This is a genomic window from Streptomyces sp. CC224B (assembly GCF_030010595.1).
Classification (GTDB): Bacteria; Actinomycetota; Actinomycetes; order Streptomycetales; family Streptomycetaceae; genus Streptomyces; species Streptomyces longispororuber.
Genome location: NZ_JASCXL010000050.1, coordinates 1 through 19,525 on the forward strand (window position 1 = coordinate 1; position 19,525 = coordinate 19,525).

The 19,525-nt window shown below is 75.0% G+C and carries 2 protein-coding genes; both read left to right on the top strand.

Features of this window, described 5'->3' with window-relative positions; all coding sequences use genetic code 11:
- The coding region (locus QK440_RS20605) for an SDR family NAD(P)-dependent oxidoreductase (RefSeq protein WP_282794635.1) at window positions 1-3,766 on the top strand (3,766 nt) is incomplete at its 5' end.
- A 61-nt stretch (window positions 3,767-3,827) separates the two neighbouring features.
- A complete protein-coding gene (locus tag QK440_RS20610) occupies window positions 3,828-19,484 on the top strand; it encodes a non-ribosomal peptide synthetase (RefSeq protein ID WP_282794636.1) in 15,657 nt (5,218 codons plus the stop codon).
- Window positions 19,485-19,525: the final 41 nt, after the last annotated feature.

Genomic DNA, 19,525 nt, shown 5'->3' on the forward strand with positions numbered 1-19,525 from the left:
CGCGCCCGCCGCACCCGGCCCGCCGCCGCCCGCGGCCGCGGCGGACGGCCCGCTCGCCGACCTCGACGGCGGGCCCCTGACCGTGCCCGACGGCGCGCCCGCCACGCTGCAGGCGGCCCTGCGTACGGCGGCCGCGTACGCCCCCGACCGCGGCACGGTCTTCATCAGGCGCGACCACGACGACGACGTCCAGACGTACCCGGAGCTGCTCGCCGAGGCCGAGCGCGCCCTCGGCGGCCTGCGCGCGGCGGGACTGCGCCCCGGCGACTCCGCCCTCTTCGTGTTCGCCGACAACCGCGCCTACCTCACGGCCTTCTGGGCCTGCGTGCTCGGCGGGTTCGTCCCGGCGCCCGTCGCCGTCGCCCCGACGTACCGGACGCGCAACGAACCCAACCGCAAGCTGCGCAACGCCTGGGAACTGCTCGGCCGGCCGGTGCTGCTCACCGACACGGCCACCGCGGGGGCGCTGGCCGAGGTGCGCGCGCTGTGGGGCGAGCCCGACGTGCGCGTCCTCACCACCCACGACCTCCTGAAGGCGCCACCGGACCACGACTGGTACCCCGCGACGCCCGAGGACCCCGTCCTCGACCTGCTCACCTCCGGCAGCACCGGCGTGCCCAAGTGCGTGCGGCACACCCACGCCACCGTGGCAGCCCGTACGTACGCCGTCGCCGCGCACTGCGGACTGACCGAGCACGACGTCAGCCTCATCTGGATGCCGCTGGACCACGTGACCGTCGCGATGTACAACGTGCGCGACGTGTTCGTCAGGTGCTGGCACGTCAACGCGCGGACCGACCACTTCCTCGTCGACCCCCTGCTCTGGCTCGACTGGATGGACCGGTACCGGGTGACCAACACCTGGGCGCCCAACTTCGCCTTCTCCATGGTCAACGAACAGGGCGCGGAGATCCGCCGGCGGTCCTGGGACCTGTCCCGCGTCCGCGAGCTGGTCAACGCGGGGGAGCCCGTCGTCGCCGCGACCAGCCACCGGTTCCTCGAACTCCTCGCGCCGCACGGGCTGCGCGCCGACGCGATGGTGCCGTGCTGGGGCATGTCGGAGACGTGCTCGGGGGTCACCTACACCCGGCAGAGCCGCGCCGAGCCCACGGCCGGCACCGTCGCCGTCGACCCCGCGTCCTTGAGCGGCGCCGTCCGCCGGCTGCCGCCCGACGACCGGCGCGCGGCGGTGCTCTCCACCGTGGGACGGCCGATTCCCGGAGTCCGGCTGCGCGTCACGGGCGACGACGGGTCCGTCCTGCCGGAGCACAGGGTCGGTGAACTCCGCGTCCGAGGCGCCACGATGATGCGCGGCTACTTCCGCAACGACGAGGCCAACCGTGCCGCGTACGACGAGCACCGCTGGTTCCGCACCGGGGACCTCGCCTTCGTCAGCGACGGCGAGGTCGTCATCGCCGGGCGCGCCAAGGACCAGATCATCGTGCGCGGCATCAACTACCTGGCGCACGAACTGGAGAGCGTCGTCGAGCGGGTCGACGGCGTACGGCCCACGTTCGTGGCCGCGGCGGGGGTGCGGGAACCCGCCGCCACGTCCGACCGCCTCGCCGTCTTCTTCGTGCCCGAGGACCTGCCCGGGCACGACGAGGCCGCGGCGCTCACCCGGATCGCCGAGGACACGCGCCTCGTCCTGGGGCGCGAGGCCGGGCTCGCCCCGGACCTGCTGGTGCCCCTGCGGGAGGCCGAGTTCCCCAAGACCAGCAGCGGGAAGATCCAGCGGTCCGCGCTGGCCGACCGGCTGCGCGCCGGAGCGTTCGACGACCGCCTCATCACGACCACGGGCGAGACGGAGCGACGCGGCGTCGCCCGGCGCCAGTGGGCGCCCCTGCCCAAGCCCGCCCCCCGGGACGACGACGGCGTGCGGCTGCTGCTCGCCGACAAGGAGGTGCTCAGGCGGCTGCGTCCCGACGGCCCGCTGGTCGTCGCGGCCCGGGGCGAGGGGTTCGCCGAGGAGGTGCCGGACCGGTACCGCGTACGGCCGGACGACCGGGCGCGGATACGGGACCTGCTGCGGTCGGTGACCGGCCGGCACGGCGCGATCTCCACCGTCGTGTTCGCTCTCCCGCTGTCGTGCGACGGCGACCCCCTGACGAAGCTGACCGCGACGACGGCCGAACTGACCGCGCTGATCGGCGCGCTCGCCGAGGAGGAGTGCGGCAGCCCCCTCGTGCTCGTCCTCACCGCCGGAGCGCTGCACGTCCGCGACGGCGACCGGGTCGACCTCGGCACCTGCGCGGTGCCCGGCCTGGTCAGGACCGCGGCCGACGAGTCCGCCACGCCGCGGATCCGGCACCTCGACCTGCCCGCCGACCACCGGCGGTGGGAGCAGGCGCTGCGCACGGAACTGGCCGACCGGGACCGCACCGGCGTCGTCGCCGCGCGGGACCAGCGCCGCTGGCGGCCGGTCCTGGTCCCCGTCCCCGAGGACGGCGGCACGGACGGCGCCGCGCCGCCGGTGATCACCGGCGGCCGGTACCTGATCACCGGTGGCCTCGGCGGCATCGCCCTGGACATCGCGGGACACCTGCTGGCCGCGTACGGGGCCAGGCTGCTGCTCGTGGGGCGCTCGCCCGCCGAGGGGGAGAGGGCCGCCCGCCTCGCCGAACTGGCCGAGCTGGGCGACGTCCGGCACCACCGGGCCGACGTCGCCGACGCCTTCGCCCTCGAAGCGGCGCTCGCCTCGGCCGAGGAGGCCTGGGGCGCGCCCGTGGACGGGGTGCTGCACCTGGCCGCCGCCGACCCGACCGGGCAGTGGGCGGCCCTCGAACGGCACACCCTCGACCGGGAGACCGCGGCGGCCTTCGCCGAGCAGTACCACGCCAAGGTGGCGGGAACGCTCGCCGTGGCGCGGGTGCTGCACCGCCGCCCGGACGCCACGCTCGTCCTCTTCGGCTCCGTGAACGGCGAGTTCGGCGGCCACGCGTTCGGCGCCTACTCCGCGGCCAACGCCTTCCTCGTGGGCTTCGCCGACCACTGGCGGTACGAACGCGGCCGCTCCGTACGGTGCCTGGCCTGGAGCATGTGGAGCGGCGTCGGCATGAACCGGGACCGGCCGAGCGAGCCCGCGCGACGCCGCGGGTTCCTGGCCGTCGACCCCGACGAGGGCCTGAAGCTGCTCCTGGGCGCCCTGACCTCACCCCACCACTACCTGCTCCTCGGCCTCGACCTCGCCCATCCGCGGATCGTCGAGGAACTGGCCCCGCAAGCGCTGCGCGTCAGCGAACTCGTGGTCGCCTACACCAGGCGGGACGACCCCTCCACCCCGCGGGCCCCCGCCGAGGACGCCCACCCCGAGGCCGTGCGCGCCGCCCTGGAGCCCCATGTCCGCGCCTGCCCGGTGCCGGTGCGCCTCGTGGAGCTGCCGCGCATCCCCCGGCACGCCGACGGCACCGTCGACGCGCCCCGGCTCCTGCTCGACGCGGCCCCGCGCCGGGCCGCCCGCGCCCACACCCCGCCGGCCACCGAACTCGAACGGCGCCTGGCCCGCATCTGGTCCGACGCCCTCGACCGCCCGCGGGTGGGCAGGGACGACTCGTTCTTCGAACTCGGCGGCGACTCCCTGCGCGCCGCCCGGCTGCTCGGCCTGGTCGACGACCGGATCGCGGTCCGCATGACCACCCAGGAGTTCTACGCGGACCCGACGGTCGCGGGCATGGCCGCGGCCGTCGCACGACGCCGCACGCCCCCGGCAGACGTCACCCCCCTGCCACCCCCCTCCGAATCCCCCCTTCCGAGGCCCCCCTTCTGACGAGCGTGCGCTGTCTACCGGCCCTGGCTCGCGTGGCACGAATGATCGAGGAGCGGACGCAGTGATCCCTATCTCCTTCGCACAACGGCGGCTGTGGTTCATCGACCGGCTCGAAGGGCCCTCAGCGGTCTACAACGTGCCCTTCGAGGTGACGCTCCACGGCGAGCTGGACGTCACCGCGCTGCGCGCGGCCCTGCGGGACGTCGTCGTCCGCCACGAGTCCCTGCGCACGGTGTTCATCGAGGACGAGGACGGCGTGCCCACGCAGAAGATCGTCCCGGTGGACCGGCTTGCGCTGCCCGTGCCGGTGACGGTCGTCCCGCCCGACGACCTGGAGGCCGCGGTGGCACAGGAGGCGGCCCACCGCTTCGACCTGGCCACCGACATCCCCGTACGCGCGTGCCTGCTGCGGTCCGGGCCGGACCGGCACGTGCTGGTCCTGGTGGTCCACCACGTCGCCGTCGACGGGGAGTCGACGGAACTCCTCGCCCGCGACCTGACCACCGCCTACCGGGCCCGCGTCACCGGGCAGGAGCCCAAGTGGCCGGACCTGCCGGTGCAGTACCGGGACTACGCCGTGTGGCAGCGGGAGATCCTGGGGGACGAGCACGACCCCGACAGCGTGCTCGCCACCCAGCTCAGGTACTGGAAGGCCGAACTGGCCGGCGCCCCCGAGCAGCTGCGGCTGCCCACCGACCGGCCGCGGCCCCCGCGGCCGAGCCGCCGCGGCGACCTCGTGGCCGTCGCCGTCGAGCCCGGCCTGGTGGCCGCCGTCGAGGACCTGGCGGCGGCCAGGGGCGTCACCACGGCCATGGTGCTCCAGTCCGCCCTCGCCGTCCTGCTGCACCACCTGGGCGCGGGCGAGGACATCACGATGGGCGCCACCGTCGCGGGCCGCAACGACGACGCCCTGACCGACCTGATCGGGTTCTTCGTCAACACCTGGGTGCTGCGGGCCGACCTCGGCGGCAACCCGTCGCTCGGGACGGTGCTCGACCGCGTACGGGACAAGGCCCTGAACGCGTACGAGAACCAGGACGCCCCCTTCGAGCGGCTCGTCGAGGCCCTCAACCCCGAGCGCTCCACCGCCTACCACCCGCTGTTCCAGGTGATGTTCAGCTGGCAGAGCAACCCGCGGACGGACCTGGACCTGCCCGGCCTCCGGGCGTCGATGCGGACCGTGGCGACACCGACGGCCAAGTTCGACCTCGAGTTCAACTTCGCCGACGCCGCACCGGGGATGGTGTGCAACCTGGAGTACGCCACCGACCTGTTCGAGCGGGACACCGTCGTGCGCGTCGGGGAACGCCTGGTGCGGGTGCTGCGCCGGTTCGCCGCGGACCCCGACGCCCCGATCAGCGCGGTGGACGTGCTGTCCCCGGCCGAGCACGAGCTGCTGAGGCGGTGGAACGACACCGCCGCCCCGGTACCCCGGGCGACCGTCCCCGAACTCTTCGAGCGCCAGGCCGAGGCGACGCCCGACGCGGTGGCGCTGGTCCACGGCGGGCGCGAGCTGACCTACCGGGAGGTGGACGAGCAGGCGACGCGTGTCGCCCGCGCCCTGGTCCGCAGGGGCGCGGCCCCCGAGACGCTGGTCGCCCTCGCGCTGCCGCGGTCGGCGGACCTGGTGGTCGCCCTGCTGGCGGTCCTGAAGTCCGGCGCCGCGTACCTGCCCGTCGACCCCCGCTATCCGAGCGCCCGCCTGGAGCACGTGCTGGCCGAGGCCCGCCCGGTGTTCGTGCTCACCGAGGCGGGCACGGCCGGCGCGCTGCCGACGGGGGACCTCCCCGTGGTGTGCCTGGAGGACCTGGCGGCCGACGGCACGGGCCCGGACGTCACGGTGGCCGCGCCGCACCCGGACGGCCTGGCCTACGTCCTGTACACCTCCGGCTCCACGGGCACGCCCAAGGGCGCCGCGATCACCCACCGCGGCGTGGTCAACGGCGTGACCCAGCTCGCGGCCACGCTCGGACTGCGGCCGGGCGCCCGCGTGCTGGCCGGCACGTCGATCGGCTTCGACGTGTCCGTCTTCGAGATCGTCACCACGCTGGCCACCGGCGGCACCGTCGAGGTCGTGCGGGACGTCCTCGAACTGGGGGAGCGGGGCGGCTGGACCGGCAGCGTGATCAGCTCCGTGCCCTCGGTCTTCGCCGAACTCGTCGACCAGATCGCCCCGCGCACCCGGGTCGACAGCCTGGTCTTCGCCGGTGAGGCGCTGCCCACGTCCCTGGTGCGCCAGGTGCGGGAGGCGTTCCCCGGGGTCCGCGTGGTCAACGGGTACGGCCAGAGCGAGAGCTTCTACGCGACCGCGCACGTCATCCAGGACCCGCCCCCGCCGGACGCGTCGAGCAGCTCACCCATCGGCACCCCCCTCGGCAACATGCGCGCCTACGTCCTGGGCCCGGGACTCGCCCCCGTGGCCCCGGGGGTCGTCGGGGAACTGTACGTCGCCGGCGAGGTGGGCCGCGGCTACCACGGGCGCCCCGCGCTGACCGCCGAACGCTTCGTGGCCGACCCCTTCGGGCCCCCCGGGCAGCGCATGTACCGCACCGGCGACCTCGTCCGCCGGGACGCCGAGGGCCGGCTGGAGTTCGTCGGACGCGACGACGGCCAGATGAAGGTCCGCGGCTTCCGGATCGAACCCGCCGAGATCGAGGCCGCGCTGACCGCGCACCCCGGCGTGACCCACGCCGTGGTGACCACGCACGACCTGCCCACCGGCCGCCACCTGGTGGGCCACGTGGTCCCGACCGGGCGCACCGCGCGCGACACCGGCAGCGGCGGGCGCCACCAGAACGTCGACCTGTCCGCCGGGCTCTCGATCGCCGAGCTGCGCGCCTTCGTCACCAAGCGGCTGCCGGAGTTCATGGTGCCGGCCGCCTTCACGGTCCTCGACCAGCTGCCGCTGACCCCGACCGGCAAGCTGGACCGCGCGGCGCTGCCCGCCCCCGAGTTCACCGGCGGCGCGTACCGCGCCCCGAGCACCCCCGAGGAGGAGATCCTCGTCGGGGTGTACGCCGGAGTCCTCGGCGTGGACCGGGTCGGCATCGACGACGACTTCTTCACCCGGGGCGGCGACAGCATCCGCTCGATCCAGGTCGTCGCCCGTGCCCGGGCCCACGGCATCGAGCTGACCTCCCGCGAGGTCTTCCAGTGCCGCACGGTGGCGCGCCTGGCGGAGCTGGCCTGCTCGCGCTCGGGCACCGACGAGCACCTGGCGGAGCTGGACGGCGGCGGCGTGGGGTTCCTGCCGCTGCCGCCCGTGGCCCGGTTCATGCGGGAGCTGGGCGGCGGGTACGACCGCTTCTCCATGTCCATGGTGCTCGACCTCCCCGAGGGCATCGACGAGGCCGGTCTCGTGGCGACCCTGAACGCCGTACACGACCGGCACGACGTGCTCCGGTCCCGCCTGGACGCCGACGGCCTGCGGATCCCGCCGCCCGGCTCGGTGGACGCCCGCGCCCTGCTGCGCCGCGTGCCGTGGGACGGGCCGTGGGAGGAGCTGGCCCGCGCGGAACTCGACGCGGCCACCGGCCGCCTCGACCCCGCGGCCGGAGTCATGGCGCAGTACGTGTGGTGCGACCCGGGGCGGCTCCTGATGGTGCTGCACCACCTCGTGGTGGACGCCGTCTCCTGGCGGATCCTGCTCCCGGACCTCGCGGCGGCCTGGGAGCGGGTGCGGGAGAACCGGACGCCGACCCTCCCCGACGTGGGCACCTCGCTGCGCCGCTGGACGCACGCGCTGGCGGAGGAGGCGCCGCGCCGGACCGCCGAGATGCCGCTGTGGCGCTCCGTGGTCCAGGGCCCGGACCCGGTGCTCGGCACCCGCCGCCCCGACCCCGCCGTGGACGTCATGTCCACCGTCGAGCACCTGTGGGTGCGGCTGCCCGCCCGGGTCACCGAGGCGGTGCTGACCGACGTGCCCCGGGCGTTCCACGGCGGCGTCAACGACGGCCTGCTGGCCGCCCTGGCCCTCGCGGTCCGGCGGTGGCGGCGGGCACGGGGCGTCGACGAGAGTTCGCTGCTCGTACGCCTTGAGGGCCACGGCCGCGAGGAGGACGTGGTGCCGGGCGCGGACCTGTCCCGCACGGTGGGCTGGTTCACCAGCATGTTCCCCGTACGCCTGGACGTCGCCGACGCGGACGACGGCGTCGCGCCGGACGACGGCGGGCCGGACGGAGCCCTCGCCTCGGGCCCGGCCGTGGGCCGCGCCGTCAAGGCGGTCAAGGAGCAACTGCTCCGCATCCCGGACAAGGGGCTCGGCTACGGCCTCCTGCACTACCTCAACGAGGACACCGCGGCCGAGCTGGCGGGGCTGCCCTCCGGCCAGATCGCGTTCAACTACGTCGGCCGCTACTCCGAGGCCGACATGCCGGAGAACCTGCGCGGGCTCGGCTGGAACCGCACCCCCGGCACCGCCGAACTCCTCGCCGACCTCGACCCCGACATGCCCGCCCTGTCCGCGCTCGACGTCAACGCGCTGGTCACCGACACCGAGGAGGGGCCCCTGCTGACGGCCAGGTTCAGCTTCCCCCGCGGGGTGCTGACCGCGCCTGAGGTGCGCGAGCTGGCCGACCTGTGGTGCGCCGCGCTGACGGCCCTCGCGCGGCACGTCGCCGAGCCGGGCGCCGGGGGCCTGACGCCGTCGGACGTGCCGCTGGTGACGGTGCGCCAGGCCCAGATCGAGGAGTGGGAGCGCCGCTACCCGGCGGTGACCGACATCTGGCCGCTGACACCCCTGCAGTCCGGGCTGCTGTTCCACGCGATGCTGGCGGGCTCGGGCTTCGACCCCTACCACGTACAGCTCGTCCTGCACCTGTCCGGCCGGGTCGGCCCGGACCGGATGCGAGCGGCCGGACAGAGCCTGCTCGATCGCTACGCGAACCTGCGCGCCGCCTTCGTTCCGAACGGCGACGGCGATCACGTACAGGTCGTGTCCGACCGGATCGAGCTGCCCTGGCGGCACCTCGACCTCAGCGGCCAGGAGGGCCACGCCGACCAGGGCGCGGACCTTGAGCGGTTCCTGGAGGACGACCGCAGCACCCACTTCAACCTGGCGTCGCCGCCGCTGCTGCGCCTGTCCCTGGTGACCACGGGTGCGGACACCGCGGAGCTGGTCCTCACCGCCCACCACGTCCTGTTCGACGGATGGTCGGTCCCGCTGCTGCTGCGGGACCTGCTGAAGCTGTACGGCACCGGCGGCGACGCCTCGGCGCTGCCCCGCGTGCGCGGCTACCGGGAGTTCCTCCAGTGGCGCGCGGAGCAGGACCACGAGGCGGCCGCGCGCGCTTGGGCGGCGGAGCTGGACGGGGTGGACGGGCCCACCCTGCTGGCCCCGGGCGCCTCCGCGGTCGGCGCCGCCGACGTGGGCCAGGTGGCCGTCCCGCTGCCCCCCGCCCTGGCCCGCGACCTGTCCCGGCGCGCGGCCGAGCTCGGCATCACCCTCAACACGCTGGTCCAGGGCACCTGGGCGATCCTCCTCGGCCGGCTGACCGGCCGCTCGGACGTGGTGTTCGGCGCCACCGTCTCGGGCCGCCCGCCCGCCGTCCCCGACGTGGACTCCATGGTGGGCGTCTTCATCAACACGCTGCCCGTGCGGGTGAGCTGCCCCGCCGACGACACCCTCGCCGAGCTGCTGACCCGCCAGCAGGACCGCCAGGCGGCGCTGCTCGACCACCACCACCGCGGCCTGGCCGACATCCAGCGGGCCGCGGGCCTGACCCCGCTGTTCGACACCTTCGTGGTCTTCGAGTCGTACCCCATCGACCACGTCGGCCTCAGCGAGGCCTACGCGGGCACCGGGGTGACCGTCACGGGCCTGACGCCCTACGGAGGTTCCCACTACCCCCTCGCGGTCGTGGCGGACGCCGACCCGCAGCTGCGGCTCGTCCTCCAGTACCAGCAGCACGTCTTCGACCACGAGGTGGTCACCGGCATCGCCGACCGCTTCCGGTGGATCCTGCGGCAGTTCGCCGAGGACCCGCGGACACCGGTCGGCCGCGTCACCCTGCTCGACCCGGCCGAGCGCGAGCTTGTGGTCACCCGGTGGAACGACACCGCCCACGCGGTGCCCTCCGTCACCCTCACCGACCTGATCGAGGAGCAACTCGCCCGGACACCGGCGGCCGTCGCGGTGCGGTACGAGGACGAGGCCGTCACCTGCGCCGACCTCACGGAGCGCGCCGACCGGCTCGCGCGCCGCCTCGCGGCCCGCGGCGCGGGGCCGGAGACCGTGGTGGCGGTGATGCTGCCCCGCTCGGTGGAGATGGTCGTCGCCCTCCTGGCGACCCTGAAGACCGGCGCCGCCTACGTGCCGGTCGACCCGGACCACCCCGCCGACCGGATCGCCCACGTCCACGCCGACGCCCGTCCGGTGCTCACCCTCACCACGCCGGACGCGCCGCTCCCGAGCGGGGCCACCCGCGTCACCGTCGACGAGCCGGACCACCCCGTCGACACCGACACCGGCACCGACTCCGGACCCGGCACTGACACCGGACCCGGCACGGACACCGCCGCCGCTCCCGCGGGTGCCGGGCGCGGCACCCGCGCGACCCCCGCGAACCTGGCGTACGTCCTGCACACCTCGGGCTCGACCGGCCGGCCGAAGGGCGTGGCGGTCGAGCACGCCGCCATCGTCAACCGGCTGCTGTGGATGCGCGACCACTACGCGGTGACCGCGCGGGACCGCGTCCTGCACAAGACGCCCCTGACCTTCGACGTCTCGGTGTGGGAACTGTTCCTGCCGCTGCTGTCGGGCGCCACGCTGGTGGTGGCCAGGCCGGACGGGCACCGGGACGCGGCGTACCTGGCCGCACTGATCCAGCGGGAGCGGGTCACGCTCGCCCACTTCGTCCCGTCGATGCTCCAGGACTTCCTCCAGGACCCCGCGGCGGCCGGGTGCACCAGCCTGCGCGAGGTCGTCTGCAGCGGTGAGGCGCTGCCCCCGGCCCTGCGGGACCAGTACCATACCGTCCTCGGCGCCCGCCTGCACAACCTCTACGGACCCACCGAGGCCGCGGTCGACGTCACCGCCGCGCCGTGTCCGGCGGGGCCGGGCCCGGTCACCCTCGGCCGGCCCGTGTGGAACACCCGGCTCTACGTCCTGGACGAGCGCCTGGCCCCCGTCGCCCCCGGCATGGCGGGGGAGCTGTACCTCGCGGGCGACCAGCTCGCCCGCGGCTATGTCCACCGGCCGGGGACGACGGCCGACCGGTTCGTCGCCGACCCCTTCGGCGCGCCGGGCACGCGCATGTACCGCACCGGCGACCTGGTCCGCTGGGACAGCCAGGGACAGGTCACCTACCTCGGCAGGACCGACCACCAGGTCAAGATCCGGGGCTGGCGCGTCGAACCCGGCGAGATCGAGAGCGTCCTGACCGACCACCCCGGCGTCGAGCGGGCCGTCGTCCTCGCCCGCGAGAGCGGCGCCGGGCCCCTCCTGGTGGCGTACGTGGTGCCGGACCCGGGCACGGCGTCGGCCGTGGCCAACCTGTGCCGTCTGCGCCGCGAGGGACGGCTCGACGGAAAGGAGCTGCACGAGCTGCCCAACGGCATGACCGTCCACGCCCGTAACCCCTCGAGCACCGCGTTCCTCTACGACGAGATCTTCGCGCGCAACGCCTACCTCCAGGCCGGGATCACGCTGCCGCCGGACGCCCGGGTGGTCGACGTCGGCGGCCACGTCGGCCTGTTCTCGCTGTTCGTCAGCCGGCAGTGGCCCGACGCCCGGATCCACGCGTTCGAACCGATGCCCGAACTCGCCCGGATGTTCCAGCTCAACGCCGAACTGCACGGCATCGACGCCGTGGTGACCAACTGCGGCATCGGCAGCGCGCCCGGCACCGCCGAGTTCACCTACTACCCCGACCTGTCCCTGCTCTCCGGGCGCTTCGCCGACGAGGGCGAGGAGCGCCGCATGCTGGAGCTGGTCGTCGGCGACGACGGCGAGCGGGCCGGGCTCGACGAGGCGGAACTCGCCGAACTGCTCACGGAGCGGCTGCGCAGCGAGCGGCTCGACATCGAGATGCGCACGCTCTCGCAGGTGATACGCGAGCACGACCTCCCGGTGATCGACCTGCTGAAGATCGACGCGGAGAAGAGCGAGCTGGACGTCCTGCGGGGCATCGAGCCCGAGCACTGGCCGCTCATCCGCCAGCTGGCCGTCGAGGTCCACGACATCGAAGGACGCCTCGCCCACATCTCCGGCCTCCTGCGCGCGCACGGCTTCGACGTCACCGTGCGGCAGGAGGACCAACTGGCCGGCACGGACATGCACTCCGTCTACGCCGTCCGCCCCGGGGCCGCGCCCCCGCCGGCCGCACCCGCACCCGCCGAGCGGCGCTGGTACAACCCCCGGCAGCTCGGCGAGGACCTGCGCGCCCACGCGGCGGACCGCCTGCCCGCCCACCTGGTGCCCACGGCCGTCGTGGCCCTCGACGCCTTGCCGCTGACCGGCAGCGGCAAGCTGGACCGGGCCGCGCTGCCCGCCCCCGACCTCGGCGCGGGCGCGGGGCGCGGACGGGCCCCGCGCACCCGGCGCGAAGAGCTGCTGTGCCTGCTCTTCGCCGAGGTCCTCGGCCTGGAGAAGGTCGGCATCGACGACGACTTCTCGGCGCTGGGCGGCCACTCGCTGCTCGCCACCCGGCTGGTCAGCCGGATCCGGGTGGCCCTGGGCGTGGACGTGCCGATCCGCGCCGTCTTCGACGCGCCCACCGTCGCCGAGCTGGTCGAGCACCTGCCCACCGGTCCTTCGGAGCGCCCCGTACTGCGCCGCGCCGAGCCGCGGCCCGACCGCGTGCCGCTGTCACCCGCCCAGCACCGCGTCTGGTTCGCCCACCGCTTCGACGGGGCGTCCGCGACCTACAACGTCCCCATCGTGCTGCGCCTGGACGGCGCCCTGGACGTCGCCGCCCTGCGCAGGGCGCTGCGGGACGTGGTGGCGCGCCACGAGAGCCTGCGCACGCTGGTCGCGCAGGACGACGACGCCGTGCCCTTCCAGCGGATCCTGCCGATCGACGAGGTGTCCCTGGACGTCCCCGTCGTCCAGGTCGACCCCGCCGCCCTCGACGACGCCGTCGCCGGTGCCGCGGTCCACCTCATCGACCTGGCGACCGAACCCCCGGTGTGCGGCCGCCTCTTCCGGTGCGGCCCCCAGGAGCACGTCCTGCTGCTGCTCATCCACCACATCGCGGGAGACGGCGAGTCCATCGCCCCCCTGATGCGCGACCTGAGCACGGCGTACGCCGCCCGGCTGCGCGGCGCCGCGCCGGAGTGGCGTGAACTGCCCGTGCAGTACGCCGACTACACCCTGTGGCAGCGGCAACTGCTGGGGGACGAGGACGACCCCGCGAGCGTGCTCGCCACCCAGGCCGACTACTGGCGGGCCGAACTCGACGGCGTCCCCCAGCCGCTGCGCCTGCCGACCGACCGCCCCCGGCCCGCCGTCATGAGCCACCGCGGCGACCTCGTGACCTTCCCGCTGGACCCCGGCCTGATGACCGCCGTGGAGGAACTGGCCGCCGCCCGCGGCGCGACCACGTCCATGGTCCTCCAGGCGGCCCTCGCGGCGCTCCTCCGCGACCTGGGCTGCGGCGACGACCTCACCATCGGGTCCCCGATCGCGGGCCGCACCGAGGAGGCGCTGACGGACCTGGTCGGGTTCTTCGTCAACACCTGGGTGCTGCGCGTGCGGACACCGCGGAACCCCACGTTCGCCGAGATCCTCGACGAGGTGCGGCACCGCGCCCTGGCCGCCTACGACCACCAGGACGTCCCCTTCGAAAGGCTGGTGGAGCTGCTCAACCCGGAGCGGTCCACCGCCTACCACCCGCTGTTCCAGGTCATGTTCTCCTGGCAGAACGTCACCGACGGCGACTTCGAGCTGAGCGGGCTCCGGACGGTCATGGACACCGTCGACACCGCCACGGCCAAGCTCGAACTGTCGTTCATCATGGTCGACGTACCCGGACGCGGCGTGACCGGCTACGTGGAGTACGCGACCGACCTGTTCGACCGCGCCACCGTCGAGGACCTGGCGCACCGGTTCGTCGAGCTGCTGCGCGGCGCCGTGGCCGACCCCCGCGCCCCGCTCGGCGTCGTCGACGCCCCGGCCCCGGCCGCCGCCAGGCGGACCGCGCCCACCGTCGCGTACCAGGCGCCGCGCACGGCGACGGAAGCGGCGCTCGCCGCCGTCGTCGTCGACGTCCTCGGCATCGAGCGGGTCGGCGTCCACGACGACTACTTCCTGGCCGGGGGCGACAGCATCCGGTCCATCCAGGTCGTCTCGCGGGCCAAGGCGCGGGGCGTCGAGATCACCCCGCGGGAGATGTTCGAGCTGCGGACGGTGGCCAAGCTCGCGGCGCGGGCCGACGAGCGGGCCGCCCTCGCGCGCACCCCGGTGGAGCCGGGCGACAGCGGCCTCGGCGCCCTGCCGCTGCCGCCCATGGGGGCGTACCTGCTCCAGCACGGGACGGTCGACCGCTTCGCCATGGCCACCGTGCTCGACCTGCCCGCCGGCATCGACGAGGCGGGGCTCACCGCCACGCTGACCGCGGTCGTCGACCACCACGACATGCTGCGCTCCCGCCTCGTGGACGGCGCGCTGCGGGTCGGGCCGCCGGGCTCGGTGGACGTCCGCGCCCTCGTCACCCGGGTCGAGCGCGGCGACGGCGACGGCACGGCCGGCCTCCAGCGCGAGCTGGACGCCGCCCTCGGCCTGCTCGACCCGGCGGCAGGCGTGATGGCGCGCTTCGTCTGGGCCGACCCGGTACTGCTCGTCGTCGCCCTGCACCACCTGGTCGTGGACGCGGTGTCCTGGCGCGTCCTGCTGCCCGACCTCGCCGCCGCCTGGGACCGCGTCAGGGCCGGTGACACGCCGCGCCTCCCGGCGGTCGGCACGTCCTTCCGGCACTGGGCGCGCACGCTCGCCCACCTGGCGGCGACGGACGAGCTGACGGCGGAGCTGCCGCTGTGGCGGTCCGTCCTGGACGGCCCCGACCCGCTCCTCGGCGGCCGGGCCCTCGACCCCGCCGTCGACGTCCAGGCCACGGCGGACAGCCTGGACGTGGAGGTGCCGCCCGACCTGACGACGGCCCTGCTCACGACGGTGCCCGCCGCCTTCCGCTGCGGGCCGGGCGAGGGGCTCGTCGCCGCGCTCGCGCTCGCCCTCGGCCGGTGGCGCCAGGCGCGCGGCGTGAGCGAGCCCTCGACGCTGCTGCGCGTGGAAGGCCACGGCCGGGAGGAGACCATCGCCCCAGGAACCGACCTGTCGCGCACGGTGGGCTGGTTCACCAGCCTCTTCCCGCTCCGCGTCGAGCTGCCCGGGACGGCGCTGCGACCGGCCGCCGACGACGCCGATCCGGCCCTCGTGGACGCGGCCGTCGGCGACGTGGTCAAGGCCGTCCGCACCCAGCTGCTCCGGATGCCGCACAAGGGCCTCGGCTACGGGATGCTGCGCCACCTGAACGAGGAGACCGCCGCCGAGCTGGCGCGGTACCCCTCCGGCCAGGTGACCTTCAACTACCTCGGGCGTTTCACGGCGACGGACATGCCCGAGCACCTGCGCTCCCTGGGCTGGACCGAGGCCCCCTGCGCCGCCGGCCTGACCGTGCGGTGCGACCCGGACATGGCCCTGATGTCCACGCTGGACGTGACCGCGTACGTCACCGAGACCGCGGACGGGCCCCGCCTCACCGCCCGCTTCGGCTTCGCCGGCCAGGTGCTGACCCGGGACGAGGTGAGCGACCTCGCCGAGCTGTGGCGCACCGCCCTCGCCCAACTGGCGCGCCACGCCCCGCGGCCCGGCGCGGGCGGGCCCGTCCCGGCCGACGTGCCCCTGGTGGCGGTGCGGCAGGCGCAGATCGACACCTGGCGGCGGCGCCACCCCACGCTCTCGGACATCTGGCCGCTCACGGCCCTCCAGTCCGGCCTGCTCTTCCAGTCCCTGCTCGCCGGCACCGGCCACGACCCCTACCACGTACAACTGGTGCACGACCTGGCCGGAACGGTGGATCCGGCCCGCCTGCGCGGCGCGGGGCAGGCCCTGCTGGACCGCCACCCCAACCTGCGGGTCGCCTTCGCGGGCGACGCCGCGGGCGAGTGGGTCCAACTGGTCGTGGACGACGTCATGTTGCCCTGGCGGGAAGCGGACCTGCGCGACCTCACCGAGCCCGAGCGGGGCCGGGCGCTGCGGCGGCTCCTCGCCGACGACGCGGCCGCCCACTTCGACCCGGCGGTGCCGCCGCTGATCCGGCTCACCCTGGTCCTGACGGGAGCCGAGTCCGCCGTCCTGGTGCTCACCGCCCACCACGCCCTGCTCGACGGGTGGTCGGTGCCGCTGCTCATGCGCGAACTGCTGCGGCTGTACGCGGCCGGCGGCGACGCCTCGGCGCTGCCGCCGCCGCCCGCCTACCGCGACTTCCTCACCTGGCTGGGCGGACAGGACCGGGAGACCTCCGCCCGCGCCTGGGCACAGGAGCTGGACGGCGTCGAGGAACCCACCCTCCTGGCACCCTCCCGCCGGCCGCGGCCGGCGGCTCCGGAGAGCACCGCCCGGCGCCTGGAGGTCCCCCTGCCCGAGGACATCGCCGCCGAACTGCCCCGCAAAGCAGCCGAGATGGGCGTCACCCTCAGCACCCTCGTGCACGGGGTGTGGGGAATCGTCCTCGCGGGCCTGACCGGACGGCGGGACGTGCTGTTCGGCACCACGGTCTCGGGACGTCCTCCCGCCGTGGCGGACGTGGAGTCGATGGTCGGCCTCTTCATCAACACCGTCCCGGTCCGGCTCACCTGCACGCCCTGGACCACCCTCCAGCACGTCCTCACCGACCTCCAGCGGCGGCAGACCACGCTGCTCGACCACCACCACCATCCGCTGACCGACATCCGCCGGCAGACGGGCCTGCCCGACCTCTTCGACACCGTCGCCGTCTTCGAGGCCGCTCCCTCCAGGGCCTTCGACCCCTCCCGCCCGCAGCCGGACGACGAGCCGAAGGACACCGGCGGCATCACGATCACCGGAGTCACCTCACCCAACGGCACGCACTACCCCCTCGGCGTCGCGGCGTCCGCCGACCCCGCCCTGCGCGTCGTCGTCGAGTACCAACAGGCCCTGTTCGCCTCCGAGACCGCCGCGGAGATCGTCGACCGGCTGGCCGCGGTCCTGCGCACCCTGGCCGAGGCCCCGGACACGCCGATCGGCACGATCACCACCGAGGGCACCGCCGCGCGCCGGCGGGCGCCCGAGCCGGTCCCCCGCACGCTCACGGACCTCTACGCCGCCCAGGTCACCGCGAGCCCCGACGCGACCGCCGTGGCTCACGGGCCGCACGCGCTGACCTACAAGGACCTCGACGCCCGCTCCGACCGGTTGGCCGGGGCACTGCTCAAGCACGGGGTGGGCCCGGAGTCGGTGGTGGCGGTCTCCTCCCGGCGCTCGCCCGAGCTGATCGTGGCGCTGCTGGCCGTGGCCAAGGCGGGCGGCGCCTACCTCCCCGTCGACGCCGGCCACCCCGACCAGCGCATCGCCCACATGATGGCCGACTCGGGGGCGTGCCTGACCCTGGCGGACGCCACCACCGCCGAGGCGCTGTCACGGTTCCCCGTACCGGTGCTGCGCCTCGACCACCCGCTGCCCGAGGGCGAGGAGGTGACCGTACCCGGCACCCCCGACCCCGACGGGCTCGCGTACGTGCTCTACACCTCGGGGTCCACGGGGCGGCCCAAGAGCGTCGCGGTCCCGCACCGGGGCATCGCCGCCCTCGTCGCGGCGCACGCCGAGCGGCTGGAGGTGACGGCCGGCAGCCGCATGCTCCAGATGCTGTCGCCGAGCTTCGACGTCTCGCTGTGCGAGATCTACACGACGCTGCTGTCGGGGGCGACCCTCGTGGTGGCCGACGAGGCCGAGCTGACGGCCGGGCCGGTGCTCGCGGCCACCGTCGCGAAGAACCGCGTGACGCACCTGATGTGCCCGATCGGGGCGCTCGCACAGCTCCCGCCGGGGGCCCTGTCCACCGTCACCTCGCTCGCGACCGGCGGCGAGCCGGTCCCGCCCGACCTGGTGAGCCGGTGGGCTCCGGGACGGCGCATGGTCAACATCTACGGCCTCACCGAGACCACCGCGGCCACCCTCATGACCGCCCCGCTCACCGGGGACGAGGGCATCCCGCCGATCGGCCGGCCCATCCCCGGCTCCCAGGTGTACGTGCTCGACGCCGCGCTGCGGCCGCTTCCCGCCGGGGTCCCGGGGGAGCTGTACATCGCCGGTGCCGGAGTGGCGCGAGGGTATCCCGGCCGCCGTGCGCTCACCGCACAGCGCTTCGTGGCCTGCCCGTTCGGGCCCGCGGGCGAGCGGATGTACCGCACCGGCGACGTCGTCGCGTGGACCGCGGACGGCGAACTGGCCTTCCGCGGACGCGAGGACGACCAGATCAAACTCCGCGGACTGCGCATCGAGCTGGGCGAGGTCGAGGCGGCCCTGCTCGAGCACCCGGCGGTCGACCGGGCCGTGGTCGTCGTCGACGCGCCCGGCGGCGACGAGCGCCTGGTCGGATACGTCACGCTCACCGACCAGGCCGGCGCGACGGCACAGGCCGAGCTGCGGGCCCACCTGCGGGAGCGCCTGCCGGAGCACGCCGTACCCGCCGTGGTCATGGTCGTCGACGACATCCCGCTGACGGCGAGCGCGAAGCCGGACAAGCGCGCCCTCCCGGCCCCGGACTACGCCCGGTCCTCGACCGGCCGGCCCCCGCGCACCCTGCGGGAGCGCCTGCTGTGCGACCTGTTCGCCGAGACGCTGGGACTCGACCGGGTCGGCCTCGACGACGGCTTCTTCGCCCTGGGCGGGCACTCCCTCTCGGCGGCGCGGCTGGTCAACCGGATCCGCGTCGTGATCGGCGCCGACGTACCGCTCGCCACCGTGTTCCAGCACCCGACCGTCGCCGAACTCGCCGAGGCCGTGGCGGCGGACGACGCCCCGGCCGGGCCCACGGACCCGCTGGCCCCCGTCCTGCCCATCAGGACCCGGGGGGACCGCGAACCCCTGTGGTGGATCCACCCCGGCGGCGGGATCTGCTGGCCCTATCTGGGGCTCGCCGCGCTGCTTCCGCGGGACCGGCCGGCGTACGGGATCCAGGCCAAGGGGCTCGACGGGTCGGCCGCGCTGCCCCGGTCCATCGAGGAGATGGTGGCGGACTACGCCGACGAGATCCTGGCCGTCCAGGCGAAGGGCCCGTTCCATGTGATGGGCCACTCGGCCGGCGGGACGCTCGCCCACGCGGTGGCCGCGGAACTGCAGCGCCGCGGCCACGAGGTGGGCCTTCTCGCCCTGCTCGACAGCGCGCCCGGCGAGCACCTGGCAGCCCAGGCACCGCCCACCGAGGCCGCCGTGCGGGACTACTTCGCCGAACACCTCACCGGCGGGGGCGACGCGTCGTTCGTGGACACCGCGGTCGCCGCGATCGTCAACTACACCGGCCTGATCGGGGACTTCACCTCACCCGTGTACCGGGGTGACGCCCTGCTGTTCACCGCGGTGCCGCGGCCCGGGGGCGGCTTCGCCGGGCACTGGCGCCCGTACGTCCACGGCGCCCTGCACCAGTACGACATTCCCGGCGCACACGAGGACCTGTACCTGCCCGGCCCCGCCACCGAGATCTGCCAGGTCATCGCCCGTCATCTCGCCGGAGAGCGACGGCATCCCGCCGGAGAACGACGGTGAACGAGGCCGCGCGCCGCTGGGCGCCGGTGGGCGACGGCGGC